Below are 16,432 nucleotides of genomic sequence, written 5' to 3' on the forward strand. Positions count from 1 at the left end.
GAGAAAAGCGCAGTCCGACCGACATGTTCAAGGGCTTTCCCGGAATATATGGCGGTTTCGCATGAAATGGCCGTGGGAAATGCCACACTTTCATCGGTATTCGCGCCGGGCTCTTCCATGACCCGGATCTCTATGTTCAACTTTGGTCATCAGCGGGTGTGGGTAGCTGCGACCTAAACAATCAGACTTTAAATGATACGTTGTGGCCATTTCTTTGTCTAACGTCGCGTCATCCTCAACAATGTCATGGTTTAGGCCCAATTAAACCCGAAAAACAGGTAATTGTCGGGATTAGAGTAACAGTCGCTAATACGTTAAGTCTTTGCATGCCCTTGGGTGGTGCGCATGGCTATAGGGTAAGGGAAAACGGGAATGAAACGGAAACTTCTATCAACGACGGCAAGCGCCGTTTGTGTGCTGTCGATGATTGCCAGCGTAACCGTGCCGAGCATGGCCGCCGCGCAAGAGGTCACCCTGCGATCGACAGACGGGAATGTCAGCCTGACGGGCGAATTGCTGGGCCTTGAAGGTGATTCATACATCATCCGGACGGCACGCGGAGAGCTGCGGGTCGCCGCATCGCGCGTCGAATGTATCGGGTTGGCATGTCCAACGACGCAGATCGAAACCGTATCGGAGTCGACCGCCGTCGCAGAAGCGCCAGCCGCCGCTGCATCCGAAACCATCGCGATCGCCGGTTCCGAGACCATCGGTCTGGGCCTGATGCCTTTGTTGATGGAGGGCTATGCCGCACATATCGGTGGTGAAGCGCTGGCCAGTGAGCTGAGCGACAACCGCCTGAGCGTCACCTCTTTGGTGTCCGAAGACGGGTTCGGTGACGAAATCGGCCGCTATGTCGTCGATATTTCGAACTCCAATACCGCTTTCGACGCATTGATCAACAAGTCCGCGCAAATCGGCATGTCGGCACGCCGTATCGTTCCGGACGAGGCGCGCGCATTGCGGGCCGACGGGGCCGGCAACATGGTCAGCCCGTCGCAGGAACATATCGTTGGTGTGGACAGCCTTGTCGTCGTGACGCATCCGGACAACCCGGTCGACGCCTTGTCGCTGGAACAGCTGGGTCAGATCTATTCCGGTGTGATCAAGAACTGGTCCGAAGTCGGTGGCAAAGATCAGAATATTCTCGTCATCGACCGCCCTGAACGGTCGGGCACACGTGACGTTCTGGCCGAAGTGTTCGAGGCCCAGATCGTCGCCACGCTTTCGCCGCTGGAAGTGCGCATCGCCAACGACAGCAACAAAGCCGCCGAACTGGTGCGCGAGAACGAAAACGCGATCGGTTTCCTGGGTTATGCGTTCCAGCGCGGAACGAAGGCAGTGACACTGGTCAACGAATGTGGACTGCCGATGGTACCGGATTCATTCTCGGCCCGGACGGAAGAGTATCCGCTGCAGCGCCGTCTGTATCTGTATAATCGGGCCGACCTGAGCACCGACCAGATTCAGGATTTCGTCGATTTCGCAGCGTCGCCCGAGGCTGATCCGTTTATCGCAAAGTCCGGCTTTATCGGCCTGGGGATTGAGCGACGTTCGTTTTCGTCCGATGCCGAGCGTACCGCGATGCTGACCGATCCGGCCGTGGATCAGTACGAAGCGCCGTTCATGCAAGAGATGCTGGATACGATGGCAAGCTATGATCGTCTGTCCACGACGTTCCGCTTTGGTACCGCGTCATCGCGGCTGGACGAGCGTGGCCGCGCGGATATGGCCCGCCTGGTCGATTATCTGGAAGAGCAGCCAGCCGGAACCGAGGTTTTGCTGGTCGGCTTTACCGATGATGTCGGGCCGTTCGACAACAATCTGGGAATCTCGCAGCAGCGGGCCGAGGATGCATTTGCGGCACTGAGCGACGCGGCCGGTGACCGGATCAGCGACCTGAACATCAGCACCGCCGGTTACGGCGAGATTGCCCCGACCGGATGTAACCTGGATGCCGATGGTCGCCAGATCAACCGGCGCGTCGAGGTCTGGGTCAAATCCTGATAAATTCTAATAATCGAGCAGAAAAAAAGCCCCGGTCAGGTTGATCCAGACCGGGGCTTTTGTTTCGTCTGGCAGTGACCTAGCGCTGGCCCTGGGCGTCCATGAGGGCGCGCAGCAGTTTTTCCTCGGACATGTCGTCTTCGGCTGGCTTGTCGGTTTCGGCACCCATCAGCAGCGACATGCTGTCTTCTTCGGGTTCGTCAACCTCGATCTGGGTCTGGTTCGCCTCTATCATGCGTTCGCGCAAGTCATCCGCCTGCTGGGTTTCCTCGGCGATCTCGCGCAGCGACACGACGGGATTCTTGTCGTTGTCGCGGTTCACGGTGATCGGGGCGCCGGACGAAATTTCGCGGGCCCGGTGCGCGGCGAGCATCACAAGCTCGAACCGGTTGGGAACTTTATCGACGCAGTCTTCGACGGTGACGCGGGCCATTGGCGATCTCCAGCATTGGGGCGATTAGAAGTGGCGTGTTTAGTGGCCAGAAAGGGGATTGACAAGCCCCGTCGCGGCCCCTTCAGAGGTTTTCTGGGGCGTGGTTCAGTGGCGTCACCTCGGCCCGTTCGGCGGCCGGACGGTCGGACAGCATCTGCGCGATTGTCCTGTTCAGGATCGGATGCATCCAGTCGGGTGCGACATCGGCGAGCGGGACAAGGGCGAACGCCCGGTCCTGCAGCCGCGGATGCGGCAGGATAAGCTGGTCGGGCGTTTGCGATTGTTGCTGTTCAGGCGATTTGTCGCGCCATGTTGTCTGGGTTTCGACGTCGGGGTGCACCTGGACACCCAACGCGATGAGGTCCAGATCAAGGGTGCGAGGTGCCCATCGTGTGGTTCGGACACGGCCAGCGGCGGCTTCGATCCGGTGTAATTCCTCAAGCAGGGCGGGTGCATCCCGCGGGGTCCGAAAGGCGATCGCCGCGTTCACGAAATCGGGACCGGCACCCGGTGGAAAGGCCGGTGTACGGTAAAGACCACTGTATTTGGCGGGCCCGGTGGCTGAATTCGCCAACAATTCCATAGCCCTTTGGACAGTTTCCTCCACGTCACCGAGAGGCGAAATTTTGTTGCTTCCTAACAAAATAAGCGCCTGTCGGCCATTGTCCGCCATTTTCGACACTTGCCTCACACCGATAAAAACGTAAATTATCGTGAAGTCTTGCGAAATAACAATACCACTCGCTATCGGACACCACAGCAAGGCTGATATTGGAAGGACATTTGATGTTTTATCGGGACGAGCGATTGGCGCTCTTCATCGATGGATCGAACCTTTATGCCGCGGCTAAGTCGCTTGGGTTCGACATCGATTACAAGTTGCTGCGGCAAGAGTTCATGCGGCGCGGGAAAATGCTGCGTGCGTTCTACTATACCGCACTTCTGGAAAATGACGAGTATTCGCCGATCCGCCCGCTCGTGGATTGGTTGCATTATAACGGTTTCACCATGGTGACCAAACCGGCCAAGGAATATACCGACAGCATGGGTCGGCGTAAGGTCAAGGGCAACATGGACATCGAGCTGGCCGTCGACGCGATGGAGCTGGCCCCGCATGTGGATCATGTGGTGCTTTTTTCCGGCGACGGTGATTTCCGCCCGCTGATCGAGGCGTTGCAACGCAAAGGCGTGCGTGTGTCGGTCGTGTCGACGATCCGCAGCCAACCGCCGATGATCGCGGATGAGTTGCGCCGTCAGGCGGATAACTTCATCGAACTGGATGAGTTACGTGATGTCGTCGGACGCCCTGCGCGCGAACCGCGAGTGGAAGATCGCGCGCAAGAACAGGTTACCGAAGAAAGCTAAGGGCCTTTGGCGATGCGCTAATGCGTGTCGCCTTTCCAGCCGACATAGGCCACGGAGAGCCGCGACAACCCGCCGCCGCCTTGAGCCATGGGGATGACCCGCACGCCCGTCAGTCCGTTTTCGCTGAGCCAGCGCCGTCCGACCTGCGCGCTGACCCGGTGTGTGTGCCATTTGACCTGAATGTACGCACCCAGAAGGGATGTCTGGGTGACGCAGGCCACCATCATGCCACCCGGGCGCAGCACCCGCACCAATTCGCGGATCGCCTGTTGAGGCCTGTGCAGATGTTCCAGCGTGTGCGCCGTCATCACCACGTCAAAGCTGTTATCGGCGTAGGGCAGCGCGGTCATGTCAGCCTGCCGCAGGTCAAGATGGCAGCGCGGCACCCCAAGCCGTTCGCGCGCCCGCGCCAGCATGCCTGCGGACAGGTCCACGCCCGACAGATAGAACGAGCCGTCGATCACATTGGACAATGCCACGGAAAGAGCCCCTGTCCCGATCCCGGCATCGAGCACCTCGGGCACCGGATGATTGCGCGGGAAAACCTGCCGCAACACCTGTTCGTAGCCGACCCCCACACCCAACCGGGCGAGTTTGCTATCCCAGGTGGCCGCCTCTGCATCATAGAAGCGGGCGAGTTGCCGGGCGTCCAGCGGCCGTCTTTCGACGGACACCCGCCAGGTTCCGAACCAGCGGGCAAAAACCGGGATGGCCGCGTCATGCGTATGTGGCAGAGGGTGAACAGACATCGTGGGCTCCTTTCTGGTGTTGTTGTCGTGTCTGCTGCCTTTTGGCTCATACGTGAATTTATGAAAATCCGCTGAAATTGCAGGATAGATATACGGATTTGCATGGCGCACCGCGGCATCGCCGCCACTGGACCTTGGCCCTGCGACCCCATACCTATGGGGTGAAGACCGGAGAAGCCTGATGTCCAAACCACCTTTGACCCTATACCTTGCCGCGCCGCGCGGGTTTTGCGCGGGCGTTGACCGCGCGATCAAGATTGTTGAGATGGCGTTGGAGAAGTGGGGCGCGCCGGTCTATGTCCGCCACGAGATCGTACATAACAAGTTCGTCGTGGACGGTTTGCGCGACAAGGGCGCGGTGTTCGTCGAGGAGTTGGACGAATGCCCTGATGATCGCCCGGTCATCTTTTCCGCGCACGGCGTGCCGAAATCCGTACCTGCCACGGCGGCCAAGCGCGAGATGATATACGTGGACGCCACCTGCCCCTTGGTCAGCAAAGTGCATATCGAGGCACAGCGCCATGCGGATAACGGGCTGCAAATGATCATGATAGGCCATGACGGCCACCCGGAAACCGTCGGCACGATGGGCCAGTTGCCACCCGGTGAGGTGCTGCTGGTCGAGACTGTAGATGATGTCGCGCGGGTGCAGGTGCGCGATCCGGACCGGCTGGCCTTTGTTACGCAGACGACGCTGTCGGTCGATGACACGGCGGATATCGTCGCCGCGTTGCAGGCCCGGTTCCCTGCCATTGTCGGCCCGCATAAGGAAGACATCTGCTATGCCACCACCAACCGGCAAGAGGCGGTCAAGGCGATGGCCCCGAAATGCGATGCAATGCTGGTTGTCGGCGCGCCGAATTCGTCGAATTCGAAGCGACTGGTCGAGGTCGGTGCGCGGGCCGGTTGCGCCTATGCGCAGCTGGTGCAGCGGGCGACGGACATCGACTGGCGCGCGCTGGAGGGGATCGGGTCGGCCGGGATCACGGCGGGGGCTTCGGCCCCCGAGGTGCTGATCGATGAGGTGATCAATGCGTTCCGCGATCGGTTTGACGTGACGGTCGAGATGGTGGTGACCGCGGAAGAGAACGTGGAGTTCAAGGTGCCGCGTGTGTTGCGGGAACCGGCTTGAGGGGGCAGATTTTTCTACGAAAAATCCGGGGCCAAATCCGCGATATGCGGATTTGGGAACAATTCTTAGGATAAGAATTGTATGCGCTGCGGAAACCGCGTTAGGCTTTGCCTATGATATCTTTGCAGTTTCTCATCACCGCCATCGTCGTTTGTATCGCCCCCGGAACGGGCGTGATCTACACGTTGGCCCTCGGTCTTGGCCAAGGCCGCCGCGCGGCGATTGCTGCGGCTGTAGGTTGCACCTTTGGGATCGTGCCGCATTTGGCGGCGGCGACACTAGGGCTGGCTGCGCTTTTGCATACCAGCGCGCTTTTGTTCCAGGTCGTGAAATTCGCGGGGGTCGCCTATCTGCTGTATCTTGCCTGGCAGGCCTTGAAGGCTGACGGCGCGCTGGCCGTGCGGAGTGATACCCGCGCGACGCCGATGGGTAAAATCGCCGTCCGTGGAGCGCTGATCAACATCCTGAACCCCAAGCTGTCGATCTTTTTTCTTGCCCTGCTGCCGCCATTCCTGTCGGGCGATCCGGCAACCGTGACATCGGAGATGATCCTGCTGGGTACCGTGTTCATGGCGCTGACATTCGTGATCTTCGTCCTCTACGGGGTCTTTGCGGCCTTTGCCCGCGACTGGCTGTTGCAAAGCGAGAGGGTCATGCTTTGGTTGAACCGATCCTTTGCGGCGATGTTCGCGGCCCTTGGTCTGCGGCTCGCCTTTGAGAAGGCATGAGCGATTATCATACGTTCGAGGGCCAAGTCGTACCGATGAAGTGGGGCAAGTCGACCTATACGGTACTGCCATTGCCGGATGATGTCGCCGATGCTTTGGCCGCCGAGGGTGCCCGGCGCGTGGAGGGTGAGTTCAACGATCACCCGGTGAACCTGGCCCTGACCACGGCACCGGTTATCGACAGCGTGTTCCTTTGGGCTGGCAAGTCTTTGCTGGATGAGATGGGCATTGCACCGGGCGACCCGCTGGAGGTGCGCCTGCGTAAGGCCGATGATACGGTCGAAACACCGGAAGATGTGATGCTGGCCCTGCGACGGGCCGACGCGACCGCGGTCTGGGGGGCCTTGACCCCGGGCAAAAAGCGGGGCCTTTTGCATCAGGTGAACTCTGCCAAGCGGGCCGAGACCCGCGCCAAACGCATCGCCAAACTGATCGTCGACATCACATGAATGCCATCCCACGCTCTGCCCTGATTCTTAGCCTTGCCGGGTTGATCCCGTTTCTGTGGGGCGCGGCGACTGTGATGCGGCCGGAACTGGCCGCGTGGGGTCTCAGCAATATCGGACCGCGTTTTGTGGGGCCTTATGTGCAGCTGTTTTACGGCGCGGTTATCCTGTCGTTCATGTCGGGTGTGTTGTGGGGGTTCGCGACGAAGGCCACGGGTCGGACGGCGACGGCAGGCTATGTCCTTTCGGTGGTACCCGCATTGTGGGCATTTTTCATGACGGGCGGTGGGCCGACCGCTGCCGCCGTCAATCTGATCGTCGGTTTTCTGGCGCTGCTTTTGCTGGACTGGCATTTTTGGCGGCTTGCGCTTGCGCCGCCTTGGTGGATGCATTTGCGTGTTATTTTGACGGCTGTCGTCGTTTTTTCCTTTTTCCCGGTGGTATTCTGATGGTCGATCGAAAGACAATCGCCACTTATGACGCAAAGGCCGGGGATTATATCAAGCTGACAAAACAGGATGGACCGGATGCCAGCCTGCAGGCCTTTATCGATCTGATGCCCAAGGGTGGTCGTGTGCTCGACCTTGGTTGTGGCCCGGCCACGTCTTCGGCGCATATGCGTGCGGCGGGGCTTATCCCTGATCCGGTAGATGCTTCGCAGGGGATGGTCGATCTGGCGAACGGGACACATGAGATCGGTGCGCGTCTTGGCACTTTCGACGACATCGATACCGTTGCGGTCTACGACGGGGTTTGGGCCAACTTTTCCTTGTTGCACGCTCCGCGCGACATGCTTCCCACCTACCTTGCCGCCCTCAATCGTGCTTTGGTCACAGGCGGCGTTCTGCATGTCGGGATGAAAACGGGCCAAGGTGATCTGCGCGATACGATCGATCGCTATTATACCTTTGTCACCGTTGCCGAACTGCGCGGCCTATTGCGGGACGCCGGGTTCACAGTGAATTTTGTGAAAGAAGGTGAAGAGAAGGGCATGGCAGGCACGATGGATCCGTTTGTGCTGATGCGGGCGCGCAAGCATGGCTGAGTTATTCGCCTATACCGATGGTGCCTGTTCCGGCAACCCCGGCCCCGGCGGCTGGGGCGCGCTATTGATTGCGCGGGACGGCGCCCGGGTGGTGAAGGAGCGCGAGTTGAAGGGCGGCGAGCCCGAGACGACCAATAACCGGATGGAGTTGATGGCGGCGATCACGGCGCTTGAGACGCTGGATCGCCCGACAAAGCTGACGCTGGTGACCGACAGTTCTTATGTGAAGGACGGCATTACGAAGTGGATCCATGGCTGGAAAGCGAAGGGCTGGAAGAAGAAAGGCGGGTTGAAAAACGTGGAGCTGTGGCAGCGCCTTGATGCCGCCGCCGCCCGTCATGATGTGACGTGGGAATGGGTCAAGGGCCATGCGGGTCACCCGGAAAATGAGCGCGCGGATGAATTGGCCCGCGCGGGGATGGCGCCGTTCAAATGAGTGAACCGCTGGTCCTTTTGCCCGGTATGATGTGCGATGCGCGGTTGTATGGGCCGCAGATCGATGCGTTTTCGCACGAGCGCCCGGTGATGGTGGCCCCGTTCGGTCTGCATGAAAAGGTCAGAGAGATCGCTACGGATGTTCTGGCCCACGCCCCGCCCCGCTTTGCCTTGGCCGGTCTATCCATGGGTGGCATCGTCGCGATGGAGGTGATCCGGCAGGCGCCGGAGCGGGTGACCCGGCTGGCACTGCTCGATACGAACCCCAAGGCCGAGGCCCCCGAGATCGCAGCGCGGCGGGAGCCGCAGATGGATAAGGTCCGCAAAGGAGGCCTGCGCGCGGTCATGCGTGACGAGATGAAGCCGAATTACCTGACGGACGGCCCGAATACGGGCGCGATCCTTGATCTGTGCATGGCGATGGCGGAAACGATTGGGCCGGAGGCGTTCATCGCGCAGTCGCGCGCCTTGCAGTCGCGCCCGGATCAGCAAGAGACGTTGAAGCGGGTGACCGTGCCGACCCTGATCCTGTGCGGTGAGGATGATGCCCTGTGCCCGCTGCATCGCCATACGCTGATGCACGACCTGATCCCGGGATCGACCCTGACCGTGATCAAAGGTGCGGGACATCTGCCCACGCTTGAACAACCTGATGCAACGAATGAGGCTTTGGCAGCATGGCTGACCCGATGATCCCCGATGACCTGCTGGCGCTGCTCAAGCGGGTCGATACGCCAACGGTCTGTAACGCGATCGAGGTCGCGCAGGGCAAGCGGGGGTTCGATGCGTTTACCAAAGGGACGATGCAATGTTCGGCCCCGGGCGAGGTCATGGTGGGTTTTGCGCGAACCGCCAAGATCGCGGGGCGCGAACCGCCGACGGAGCCGCCCGAGGTGATCAAGGCCCGCCGTTTGGATTACTTCCGCGAGATGGCGGCCGGGCCGCGCCCTGCGGTGGCGGTGCTGGAGGATGTCGACTATCCCAACTGCGTCAGCGCCTGGTGGGGTGAGGTCCATACGAATGTGCATAAAGGCCTTGGCCTGAACGGCGCGCTGACCAATGGGGTGATGCGCGATCTGGGTGATCTGGCCGAAGGGTTTCCGGTGGTGGCCGGGTCCATTGGGCCATCACATGCGTTTGTGCATGTGCGTGAGTTGGGGACGCCGGTGAAGGTTTTCGGGATGGAGGTGCGTCAGGGCGACCTTGTGCATGCCGACCGGCATGGTGGGCTGGTGATCCCGCCCGAGGTGATCCCTGACCTGAAGGCCGCGATTGAGAAGATGTGGGCGGGGGAGCAGATTATCCTAGGGCCTGCGAAAGAGCCGGGGTTTGATTTGGATAAGTTGTTGGAGGCGTGGGCGGCGTTTGAGAAGGCGCGGACTTGAACCCAGAATAATGCACGCCCCGGACTTGATCCGGAGCCTGTTGCCATGCCCGCGAGATCCCGGGTCAGGCCCGGGACGTATGGGTGAGATCAGAATTCGATCCTTAACCACTCGCTCGGGTCCCGGACCGCGAATTCCTGTTTCACATGCCGCAGCACGCGCCTTTGGCCGCCGAAGGTCACCATGTCCTCGGCCCAATCGAGGCTGATCCATTTGTGGTCGCTGTGCTCTTCGTTCAGCACGACCTCTGCCGCATACTCCACAAACGCCACGAAGACCGGGACCAGCGTGATGGCGTTGCGGTGCGCCTCGTAGAATTGTTCGCAGATGTCGCCGGAATAGAGCCGCGTTGGTGTCAGCCCGGTTTCTTCGTGCAGTTCGCGCAGGGCGGTTTGCCATGCCGTTTCGCCCTCTTCGATGCCACCCGCGATCTGACACCATTCGCCCTGTAGACTGCGGTTGCGACGAAGCAGCAGCACCTCGACCTCATCCGCGACTTCGCGCAGGACGATGACCGAGACAGAGAATGAGCGGATGGGGATATCAGTCATTGGGCTAGTCGATTTTCAGCACGATCTTTCCGATATGGGCGCTGCTTTCCATCCGGGTGTGGGCGCCCGCCGCATCGGCCAGCGCGAATTCCTGATCCATGACCGGCGCCACCTGCCCGCTGGCCAAGAGCGGCCAGACATGTGCGCGGAGTTGCTCCGCGATCCGCGCTTTGGCGAGGTCGGATTGCGGGCGCAGGGTTGATCCGGTGAAGGTGAGGCGCCGGGTCATGAGTTGGACCATATTCAATTCGGCCTTCATCCCTTGCAGAAATGCGATCTGGACCAGGCGACCGTCATCGGCGAGGGCTTTGAGGTTGCGTTGCATGTAGGGGCCGCCGACCATGTCGAGGATGACATCGGCGCCGCCTTCGGCTTTCACCTTTTCGACGAAATCATCCTCGCGATAGTTGATCGCGATTTCCGCGCCTAGATCGCGGCAGGCGGCGCATTTTTCATCCGATCCGGCGGTGGTGAAAACGCGAGCGCCCTTGGCCCGGGCCAGCTGGATCGCTGTCGTGCCGATACCGGAAGAGCCGCCGTGGACGAGGAACCGTTCGCCCGCCTGCAGCCCGCCGCGCATGAAGACGTTGGACCAGACGGTAAAGAAGGTCTCGGGCAGGCAGGCGGCTTGTTTCAAGGTCATCCCATCGGGGATGGGCAAGCAGTGGGCGGCAGGGGTGGCGACGTATTCCGCATAGCCGCCGCCGGGAAGCAGCGCGCAGACCTCATCGCCGACCTTGGGCCATGTGACGCCTGCCCCAACGGCGGTGACTTTGCCCGCTGCCTCGAGACCCGGCAGATCGCTGGCACCCTTCGGCGGGTCATAAAGACCTGCCCGTTGCAGCGCGTCGGGGCGGTTCACACCGGCATAGGCCACCTTGATCACCACCTGATCGTGGGTCGGTTCGGGCATAGGCCGATCGGTCAGGGCCAGAACCTCTGGTCCACCCGGCGTCGTGATTTCGATGGCTTGCATTGCCCGTATCCTTCGCTTTGTTCCAGCTATGGAACAAGCGGTGATCAAGGGCAATTCGCTTTTAGTCTAAGTCGGGTCGCGCCACATGCCGGGCAGATCGACATCCGGTACTTTGGGCGGGGCCTTGATGCCCGACAGCATCTTGTCCAAAGGGCCGATAAATGGCTTGAGAAGCGGATTGCCCTTGACCCTCGCCTTGACCTTTTCGAACTGCATCACGTCATCGATGCGCCGGTCGATGAATGCGTCGGTCGCCTGCGCCTCGAAACTGTCATCGCCCAGCCAGTAGAGGACGACCGAGGCATAAACCCCCGACAGCGTGACGCGCTTGGTGTACCAGTTGATGTCGCGGGAGGGGTCATCAAGTGCGTCCCAGATTGCATCCGCGGTGCCCCAGATCAGTTTGGAGCCGTCTGCCGCCATGTGCGGCAGCGAGAACAGCGCCGTGCCACGCCTGACGGCCTCTTTGTCGTCGATCGCCTTGATCCGCAGCCGGAGCGCATGAGCCACCTTGTCGCGAAAGCGCATTTCGGACAGATCGGCCTTTTTTAACGCGGCGACCATCGCGGCATCGCCGCGTTCGTGGTAGGCGACCGCCAGATCGACCGCGCCACGAGGACAGAGCGTTTTGGCAGGGGCCGGGTCGATGCCTACCTCGGTGACCGCTGCATCAAAGGCGGACGGCGACCAACCGTCGAAGGCCACATGCGGCAGGATGGCGTCAAGAAGCTGATTTTTGACGGGATCGATCGGCGGATTGGGCATGGGCGGGTCTCCTTCGTCGGTGCTGGACAAACTAGCGCGCCTTTGCTATCTGCCCACTTCCTGCAATTTTTGCAAATCCAACTTAGAAAGGTGGTGTATACCACATGCAGGTTAGTGTTCGTGATAACAACGTCGACCAGGCGTTGCGGGCTCTGAAGAAGAAACTTCAGCGCGAGGGCGTTTTCCGTGAAATGAAGCTCAAGCAGCATTTCGAAAAGCCTTCCGTGCGCAAAGCGCGCGAAAAAGCCGAAGCGATCCGCCGTCAGCGCAAGCTGGCGCGCAAGAAGCTCCAGCGTGAAGGGCTGCTGTAAGGCAGACTTCGACGTGACGATCAAAAGGCCCCCGTCCGAGCGATCAGGCGGGGGTTTTTCGTTTGGTGCGCTGTCTTCTGAGAAGTCTGGTTTGAACCTAAACCTACCACACTCAAAACCGAAAACGCTGCAACTGCATTTGGCGGCTCCGGAGGAGACATTGGATGAACGTATCAACCACCTCGTGCGTTCCGTGCCAACGTCTGCATTGAAGGTGAAGATTGCCGATTTGACCGACAACAGAGCCCCAGTGCGCCCGGCATGACGGTCGAAAGACGAGGCTGCCTTTCTCAGGTGTCGCTCTCACCAACCCATTCTTGAACGAAGGCTTGGTCCCTCCCAGTTGGTCGACCAACGGATGGCGAGCGTTTCGCGGCTCGGGCTTCCATCGCGAAAATCCGCGTTAGACATGCTATCATAGCTGATCGTCACTTTACTGCCGTTGTCAAACGTATAGCCAATACCAAGTGCGGATCGAAATTGCAGCGTTCCATCAAGGTCAGCGCCGTCACCTTGCCTATAAACACCAGGCATCATTGAGGTTTCGATGAACAATGGGCTGTCGTAGACGTATTGGGTGCTCCATTTCCAGCCGATCCCGAACCATGCAGCCCCATCGGTTGTGAGCGAAAGACCGTAAGTGGGGCGAAAGGGGCCGCGTCGACGATGACTGTCGTAGCCAAGGTAGGCCTCATACTCACCCTGAAATCCATCAGATTGCAGGTTTCCTAGCTGATAAAGCAGCTGTGGTTCTTGCTTTTCGGTACGAAGGCAACCGTTGGGGCAATCATTGAACGTCATATCTGTGAGACTTGTCAGTAGCCAGATCAGACCAAGTGTACCGTCCATAATGTCATCCTATTTTGTGTGGCCGGGTGGAGTCTCTCGCCAGAGGTGCTAAGGATAGATAAAACCAAGGCGCATATGCAGATCAAGTCGCCCGCACGGTTGATAACTCATGATGCGACAAGTGCCGTTAGTCCAAACTGATCGTGTAGGAGGGCTGCGACCGCAGTATCGTGACCGGTCTGCGAATGATTGGTTTGGGCCGGAAGCACCCAGCGAGCGCCCGAAATTTTGCAACTTTGCAGTGTCCGCTTCCTGCACGATGCTGATGTTCTGCTAGGGATTTGCCGAGTGACAGCGAATTGCCACTTCGTCCGCCAAACCGTCTTTAGGTCGCTCATGCAAACCCACCCGCCTGACGCGATCGGCCTCCTTTCGCGCACCGTAAAAAGAGACGTGACTCTCGCGCTGATACCGCTAACGTAATCGTGTACGTAAACTGGGAGGAGGCTTGCGCCATGCGCAGAACCATACCGTTTGTTGTCACGATTGCGATGTCCACCCCGACCTATGCCAATGAGAATGTCATCAACGGGGATTTTTCGGATGACATGAACGGGTGGTGGGCCACCGACAACGTGACCCCTACCGCTACAGACGGTCAGCTTTGCACTGATATCCCTGGCGGGACGCAGAACCCTTGGGATGTGATCGTCGGCCAGAATGATCTGACCCTGACCGAGGGAGAGGGCTATGCCTTTACCTTTACCGCGTCGGCCAACGCGCCAAGTGTCGTTCGTGCCGTGGTGCAGGAAGGTCAGGACCCATGGACAGCGTTTGGGTCGGTTGTGCCGACCGTCACCGCCGAGGCTGATACGTATGAGGTAACGTTCGAGTCGGGCGCGAGCATGGATAACGTGCAGGTCGTATTTCAGGTCGGTGGCGCGGCAGAGCCATGGTCGCTTTGCCTGCAACAGGTGTCGCTGATTGGTGGGGCAGAGATCGAAGCCTATGCGCCCGATACCGGCCCGGCGGTACGGGTCAATCAGGTGGGTTACCTGCCCGATGGGCCGAAACGGGCGACGATGGTGAGTGATGCGAAAGAGGCTTTGGGTTGGGCTTTGATGCGGGGTGGTAAGGTCGTCCTGGAAGGCCAAACGGCACCCCAGGGCGTCGACCCGAGTTCTAGCTTGGGCACGCATCTGATCGATTTTTCGGAATATGCCGAGGCAGGGGATGACTTCACCTTGGCCGTGGGTGAACGGGAAAGCCATCCGTTCCGGATCGCGGACGATGTTTTTGCCCCGCTGTTGGGTGATGCATTGGCCTACTATTACCCCAACCGCTCCGGCATCGAAGTCGATGGTGCGATCGCGGGTGAAGCCTATGCCCGCCCCGCAGGGCATATCGGGGTCGCCCCCAATCAGGGCGACACGGCGGTGCCGTGTCAGGCGCCGGAGAGTTCGCAGGCGGCGTATGGTGAGCCGTGGACCTGTGACTATACACTCGACGTCACCGGCGGTTGGTATGATGCGGGCGATCATGGGAAGTATGTGGTCAATGGCGGAATTTCCGTCGCGCAGTTGATGACGGCCTATGAGCGTGCGCCGGACCGCTTTGCTGATAGTGACATGGCGATCCCCGAGATGGGCAATGGCGTGCCGGATATTCTGGATGAGGCCCGTTGGCAGTTGGAATTCATGCTGAAAATGCAGGTGCCGGAGGGGCAGCCGCTCGCTGGGATGGTCCATCACAAGATCCATGACAATGAATGGACCGGCCTGCCGCTGATGCCGCATCTGTCGGATAAGCTGCGGGAATTGCACAGGCCCTCGACTGCGGCGACGCTGAATTTGGCCGCTGTCGCAGCGCAAGGGGCACGGTTGTTCGCGGAATATGATGCGGCCTTTGCTGATCGTTTGCTGGACGCTGCGCTGACCGCATATGCGGCAGCAGAGGCGACGCCTGATCTGTTTGCGACGCCGGAGGATGGCCAGTCGGGCGGTGGCCCCTATGATGATGATACCGTCGGTGATGAGTTCTTTTGGGCCGCGGCGGAGTTGTTCATGACCACCGGTGATGCACAATGGCTGACTGCGATGGAGACGCATCAGCCGCCTATGGATGTGTTGTTCGGTGATGCGGCGTTCGATTGGAAGAATACCGGCGCTTTGTCCTATATCTCGGTCGCTTTGCGTGCCGAAGGCCTGCCGGACGACCAACGCGCAGCGATGCGAGAGGCAGTCATGACGGCGGCGGATACTTATGTCGCGGTGCAAGAAGCTGAGCATTTCGGGCAGATATATGCGCCAGAAGGGTATGATTACGATTGGGGATCAAACCACCTGCATTTGCAGAATGCGCTGGTTGTGGCTGCAGCCTATGACTTGACCGGTGAAGACCGTTATCGCGCGGCGGTGGTCGAGGCCATGGACTACATCTTTGGCCGCAACGCGCTGAATATCTCATACGTGACGGGTTATGGCACGCATTATGCCAAGAACCAGCATTCGCGCTGGTTGGCCAATCAGCTGAACCCCGACCTGCCCAACCCGCCGAAAGGGGCGCTGGCCGGAGGGCCGAATTCGTCGATCCAGGACCCCGTGGCGCAACGGCTGTTGAAAGGGTGTGCGGCGCAGTTCTGTTATGTTGATGATATCGACAGTTGGTCGACGAATGAGATCACGATCAACTGGAACGCGGCACTTGTGCAAATCGCGGCGATCCTCGCCGAATACTAGGCCCAACTCTGCCATTTTTTGGTCTTATCCCTGTGTGAGAAAGCCACAGATCGCGGTGGTTTTGCTGAATGATCAGTCGGGGGTGGTGTGTTGCCGCCTGCATGCCTAAACGGGATGTGATTGATTGGGGCCGATTGTCCGCACACCGTATTTGAGCGCCTGACCTGAAAGGACTGCGAGACCGTGAATATTTTGACGACCGAGGATTTGCGTCCGGCCCCGTTGGGTAAACATGTGATTGCAGATTTTTATGGCGCGACAAAACTGTTCGAATGTGCGCCGGTCGGGGCTGTTCTGGAAAAGGCTGCGAAAGCCGCTGGCGCGACCGTTCTGGGTGTCGACATGCATGATTTCGGGGATCGTTGCGGCTTTACCGGCGTCGCGGTTTTGGCGGAATCGCATATTTCGATCCACACATGGCCGGAACACGACTATGCTGCCATCGACATTTTCATGTGCGGCGATGCCGAGCCGATGAAAAGCGTCGCGATCTTGCGCGAATTCTTTGCGCCTGCCCGCGAGGACGTGCAGTTGCTTCAGCGCGGGATGGCTGCGCACGCGGTGACCGCATGATCCG

The 16,432-nt window shown here is 59.7% G+C and carries 20 protein-coding genes; 13 read left to right on the plus strand and 7 right to left on the minus strand.

Annotated features, from left to right (window positions below):
- Positions 1 to 372: 372 nt before the first annotated feature.
- Positions 373 to 2,007, plus strand: coding sequence for a phosphate ABC transporter substrate-binding/OmpA family protein (locus V8J85_RS15950; RefSeq protein WP_339954758.1), 1,635 nt, complete (start codon positions 373 to 375; stop codon positions 2,005 to 2,007).
- 79 nt (positions 2,008 to 2,086) lie between these two features.
- Here V8J85_RS15950 and rpoZ read toward each other — a convergent pair whose 3' ends face one another.
- Both rpoZ and folK read right to left on the minus strand, forming a co-directional pair.
- Positions 2,087 to 2,440, minus strand: a complete 354-nt coding sequence (rpoZ, locus tag V8J85_RS15955) for a DNA-directed RNA polymerase subunit omega (RefSeq protein WP_339954759.1) — start codon at positions 2,438 to 2,440, stop codon at positions 2,087 to 2,089.
- An 82-nt stretch (positions 2,441 to 2,522) separates the two neighbouring features.
- Positions 2,523 to 3,113, minus strand: coding sequence for a 2-amino-4-hydroxy-6-hydroxymethyldihydropteridine diphosphokinase (gene folK / locus V8J85_RS15960; RefSeq protein ID WP_339954760.1), 591 nt, complete (start codon positions 3,111 to 3,113; stop codon positions 2,523 to 2,525).
- Positions 3,114 to 3,226: 113 nt separating this feature from the next.
- Here folK and V8J85_RS15965 point away from each other — a divergent pair, with 113 nt between their 5' ends.
- Positions 3,227 to 3,805 (plus strand): LabA-like NYN domain-containing protein, encoded by a 579-nt coding sequence (locus V8J85_RS15965; RefSeq protein WP_339954761.1) that lies wholly within the window; start codon positions 3,227 to 3,229, stop codon positions 3,803 to 3,805.
- Between the two features lie 17 nt (positions 3,806 to 3,822).
- Here V8J85_RS15965 and V8J85_RS15970 read toward each other — a convergent pair whose 3' ends face one another.
- On the minus strand, positions 3,823 to 4,554 hold the full coding sequence (locus V8J85_RS15970; RefSeq protein ID WP_339954762.1) for a class I SAM-dependent methyltransferase: 732 nt from the start codon (positions 4,552 to 4,554) through the stop codon (positions 3,823 to 3,825).
- A 181-nt stretch (positions 4,555 to 4,735) separates the two neighbouring features.
- Here V8J85_RS15970 and ispH point away from each other — a divergent pair, with 181 nt between their 5' ends.
- From ispH to V8J85_RS16010, 8 genes are all read left to right on the plus strand, one after another.
- Entirely contained in the window at positions 4,736 to 5,686 is a 951-nt protein-coding gene (ispH, locus tag V8J85_RS15975; protein WP_339954763.1) for a 4-hydroxy-3-methylbut-2-enyl diphosphate reductase, read from the plus strand.
- Positions 5,687 to 5,799: 113 nt separating this feature from the next.
- Entirely contained in the window at positions 5,800 to 6,414 is a 615-nt protein-coding gene (locus V8J85_RS15980; RefSeq protein ID WP_339954764.1) for a LysE family translocator, read from the plus strand.
- The gene (locus V8J85_RS15985) at positions 6,411 to 6,863 is read left to right on the plus strand and encodes a YdeI/OmpD-associated family protein (RefSeq protein ID WP_339954765.1); all 453 of its coding nucleotides are present in this window, start codon (positions 6,411 to 6,413) and stop codon (positions 6,861 to 6,863) included. The genes V8J85_RS15980 and V8J85_RS15985 overlap by 4 nt, the downstream gene beginning before the upstream one ends.
- Positions 6,860 to 7,309 carry a DUF3429 domain-containing protein gene (locus V8J85_RS15990; RefSeq protein ID WP_339954766.1) on the plus strand — a complete coding sequence of 150 codons (450 nt, stop codon included), beginning with the start codon at positions 6,860 to 6,862 and terminating at the stop codon, positions 7,307 to 7,309. Before V8J85_RS15985 ends, V8J85_RS15990 begins: the two co-directional genes overlap by 4 nt.
- Positions 7,309 to 7,905, plus strand: coding sequence for a class I SAM-dependent DNA methyltransferase (locus V8J85_RS15995; protein ID WP_339954767.1), 597 nt, complete (start codon positions 7,309 to 7,311; stop codon positions 7,903 to 7,905). The genes V8J85_RS15990 and V8J85_RS15995 overlap by 1 nt, the downstream gene beginning before the upstream one ends.
- Positions 7,898 to 8,341: a ribonuclease HI gene (gene rnhA / locus V8J85_RS16000; protein WP_339954768.1), complete on the plus strand. Its 444-nt coding sequence runs from the start codon at positions 7,898 to 7,900 to the stop codon at positions 8,339 to 8,341. Before V8J85_RS15995 ends, rnhA begins: the two co-directional genes overlap by 8 nt.
- Positions 8,338 to 9,033, plus strand: coding sequence for an alpha/beta fold hydrolase (locus V8J85_RS16005; RefSeq protein WP_339954769.1), 696 nt, complete (start codon positions 8,338 to 8,340; stop codon positions 9,031 to 9,033). The genes rnhA and V8J85_RS16005 overlap by 4 nt, the downstream gene beginning before the upstream one ends.
- A complete protein-coding gene (locus V8J85_RS16010; RefSeq protein ID WP_339954770.1) occupies positions 9,018 to 9,725 on the plus strand; it encodes an RraA family protein in 708 nt (235 codons plus the stop codon). Before V8J85_RS16005 ends, V8J85_RS16010 begins: the two co-directional genes overlap by 16 nt.
- A gap of 89 nt (positions 9,726 to 9,814) precedes the next feature.
- Here the strand turns inward: V8J85_RS16010 and V8J85_RS16015 are convergent, their stop codons facing one another.
- From V8J85_RS16015 to V8J85_RS16025, 3 genes are all read right to left on the minus strand, one after another.
- The gene (locus tag V8J85_RS16015; RefSeq protein WP_339954771.1) at positions 9,815 to 10,276 is read right to left on the minus strand and encodes an NUDIX hydrolase; all 462 of its coding nucleotides are present in this window, start codon (positions 10,274 to 10,276) and stop codon (positions 9,815 to 9,817) included.
- Positions 10,277 to 10,280: 4 nt separating this feature from the next.
- On the minus strand, positions 10,281 to 11,252 hold the full coding sequence (locus V8J85_RS16020) for an NAD(P)H-quinone oxidoreductase (RefSeq protein ID WP_339954772.1): 972 nt from the start codon (positions 11,250 to 11,252) through the stop codon (positions 10,281 to 10,283).
- A gap of 66 nt (positions 11,253 to 11,318) precedes the next feature.
- Entirely contained in the window at positions 11,319 to 12,017 is a 699-nt protein-coding gene (locus V8J85_RS16025) for a COQ9 family protein (RefSeq protein ID WP_339954773.1), read from the minus strand.
- Between the two features lie 104 nt (positions 12,018 to 12,121).
- Here V8J85_RS16025 and rpsU point away from each other — a divergent pair, with 104 nt between their 5' ends.
- Entirely contained in the window at positions 12,122 to 12,328 is a 207-nt protein-coding gene (gene rpsU / locus V8J85_RS16030) for a 30S ribosomal protein S21 (RefSeq protein WP_008231221.1), read from the plus strand.
- Positions 12,329 to 12,631: 303 nt separating this feature from the next.
- On the opposite strand, the gene V8J85_RS16035 is transcribed toward rpsU, so the two are convergent.
- Positions 12,632 to 13,177, minus strand: coding sequence for an acyloxyacyl hydrolase (locus V8J85_RS16035; protein ID WP_339954774.1), 546 nt, complete (start codon positions 13,175 to 13,177; stop codon positions 12,632 to 12,634).
- A 455-nt stretch (positions 13,178 to 13,632) separates the two neighbouring features.
- Here V8J85_RS16035 and V8J85_RS16040 point away from each other — a divergent pair, with 455 nt between their 5' ends.
- On the plus strand, positions 13,633 to 15,855 hold the full coding sequence (locus tag V8J85_RS16040) for a glycoside hydrolase family 9 protein (RefSeq protein WP_339954775.1): 2,223 nt from the start codon (positions 13,633 to 13,635) through the stop codon (positions 15,853 to 15,855).
- A 183-nt stretch (positions 15,856 to 16,038) separates the two neighbouring features.
- On the plus strand, positions 16,039 to 16,428 hold the full coding sequence (gene speD / locus V8J85_RS16045) for an adenosylmethionine decarboxylase (RefSeq protein ID WP_339954776.1): 390 nt from the start codon (positions 16,039 to 16,041) through the stop codon (positions 16,426 to 16,428).
- Positions 16,429 to 16,432: the final 4 nt, after the last annotated feature.

The organism is Yoonia sp. 2307UL14-13, assembly GCF_037572755.1.
GTDB lineage: Bacteria > Pseudomonadota > Alphaproteobacteria > Rhodobacterales > Rhodobacteraceae > Yoonia.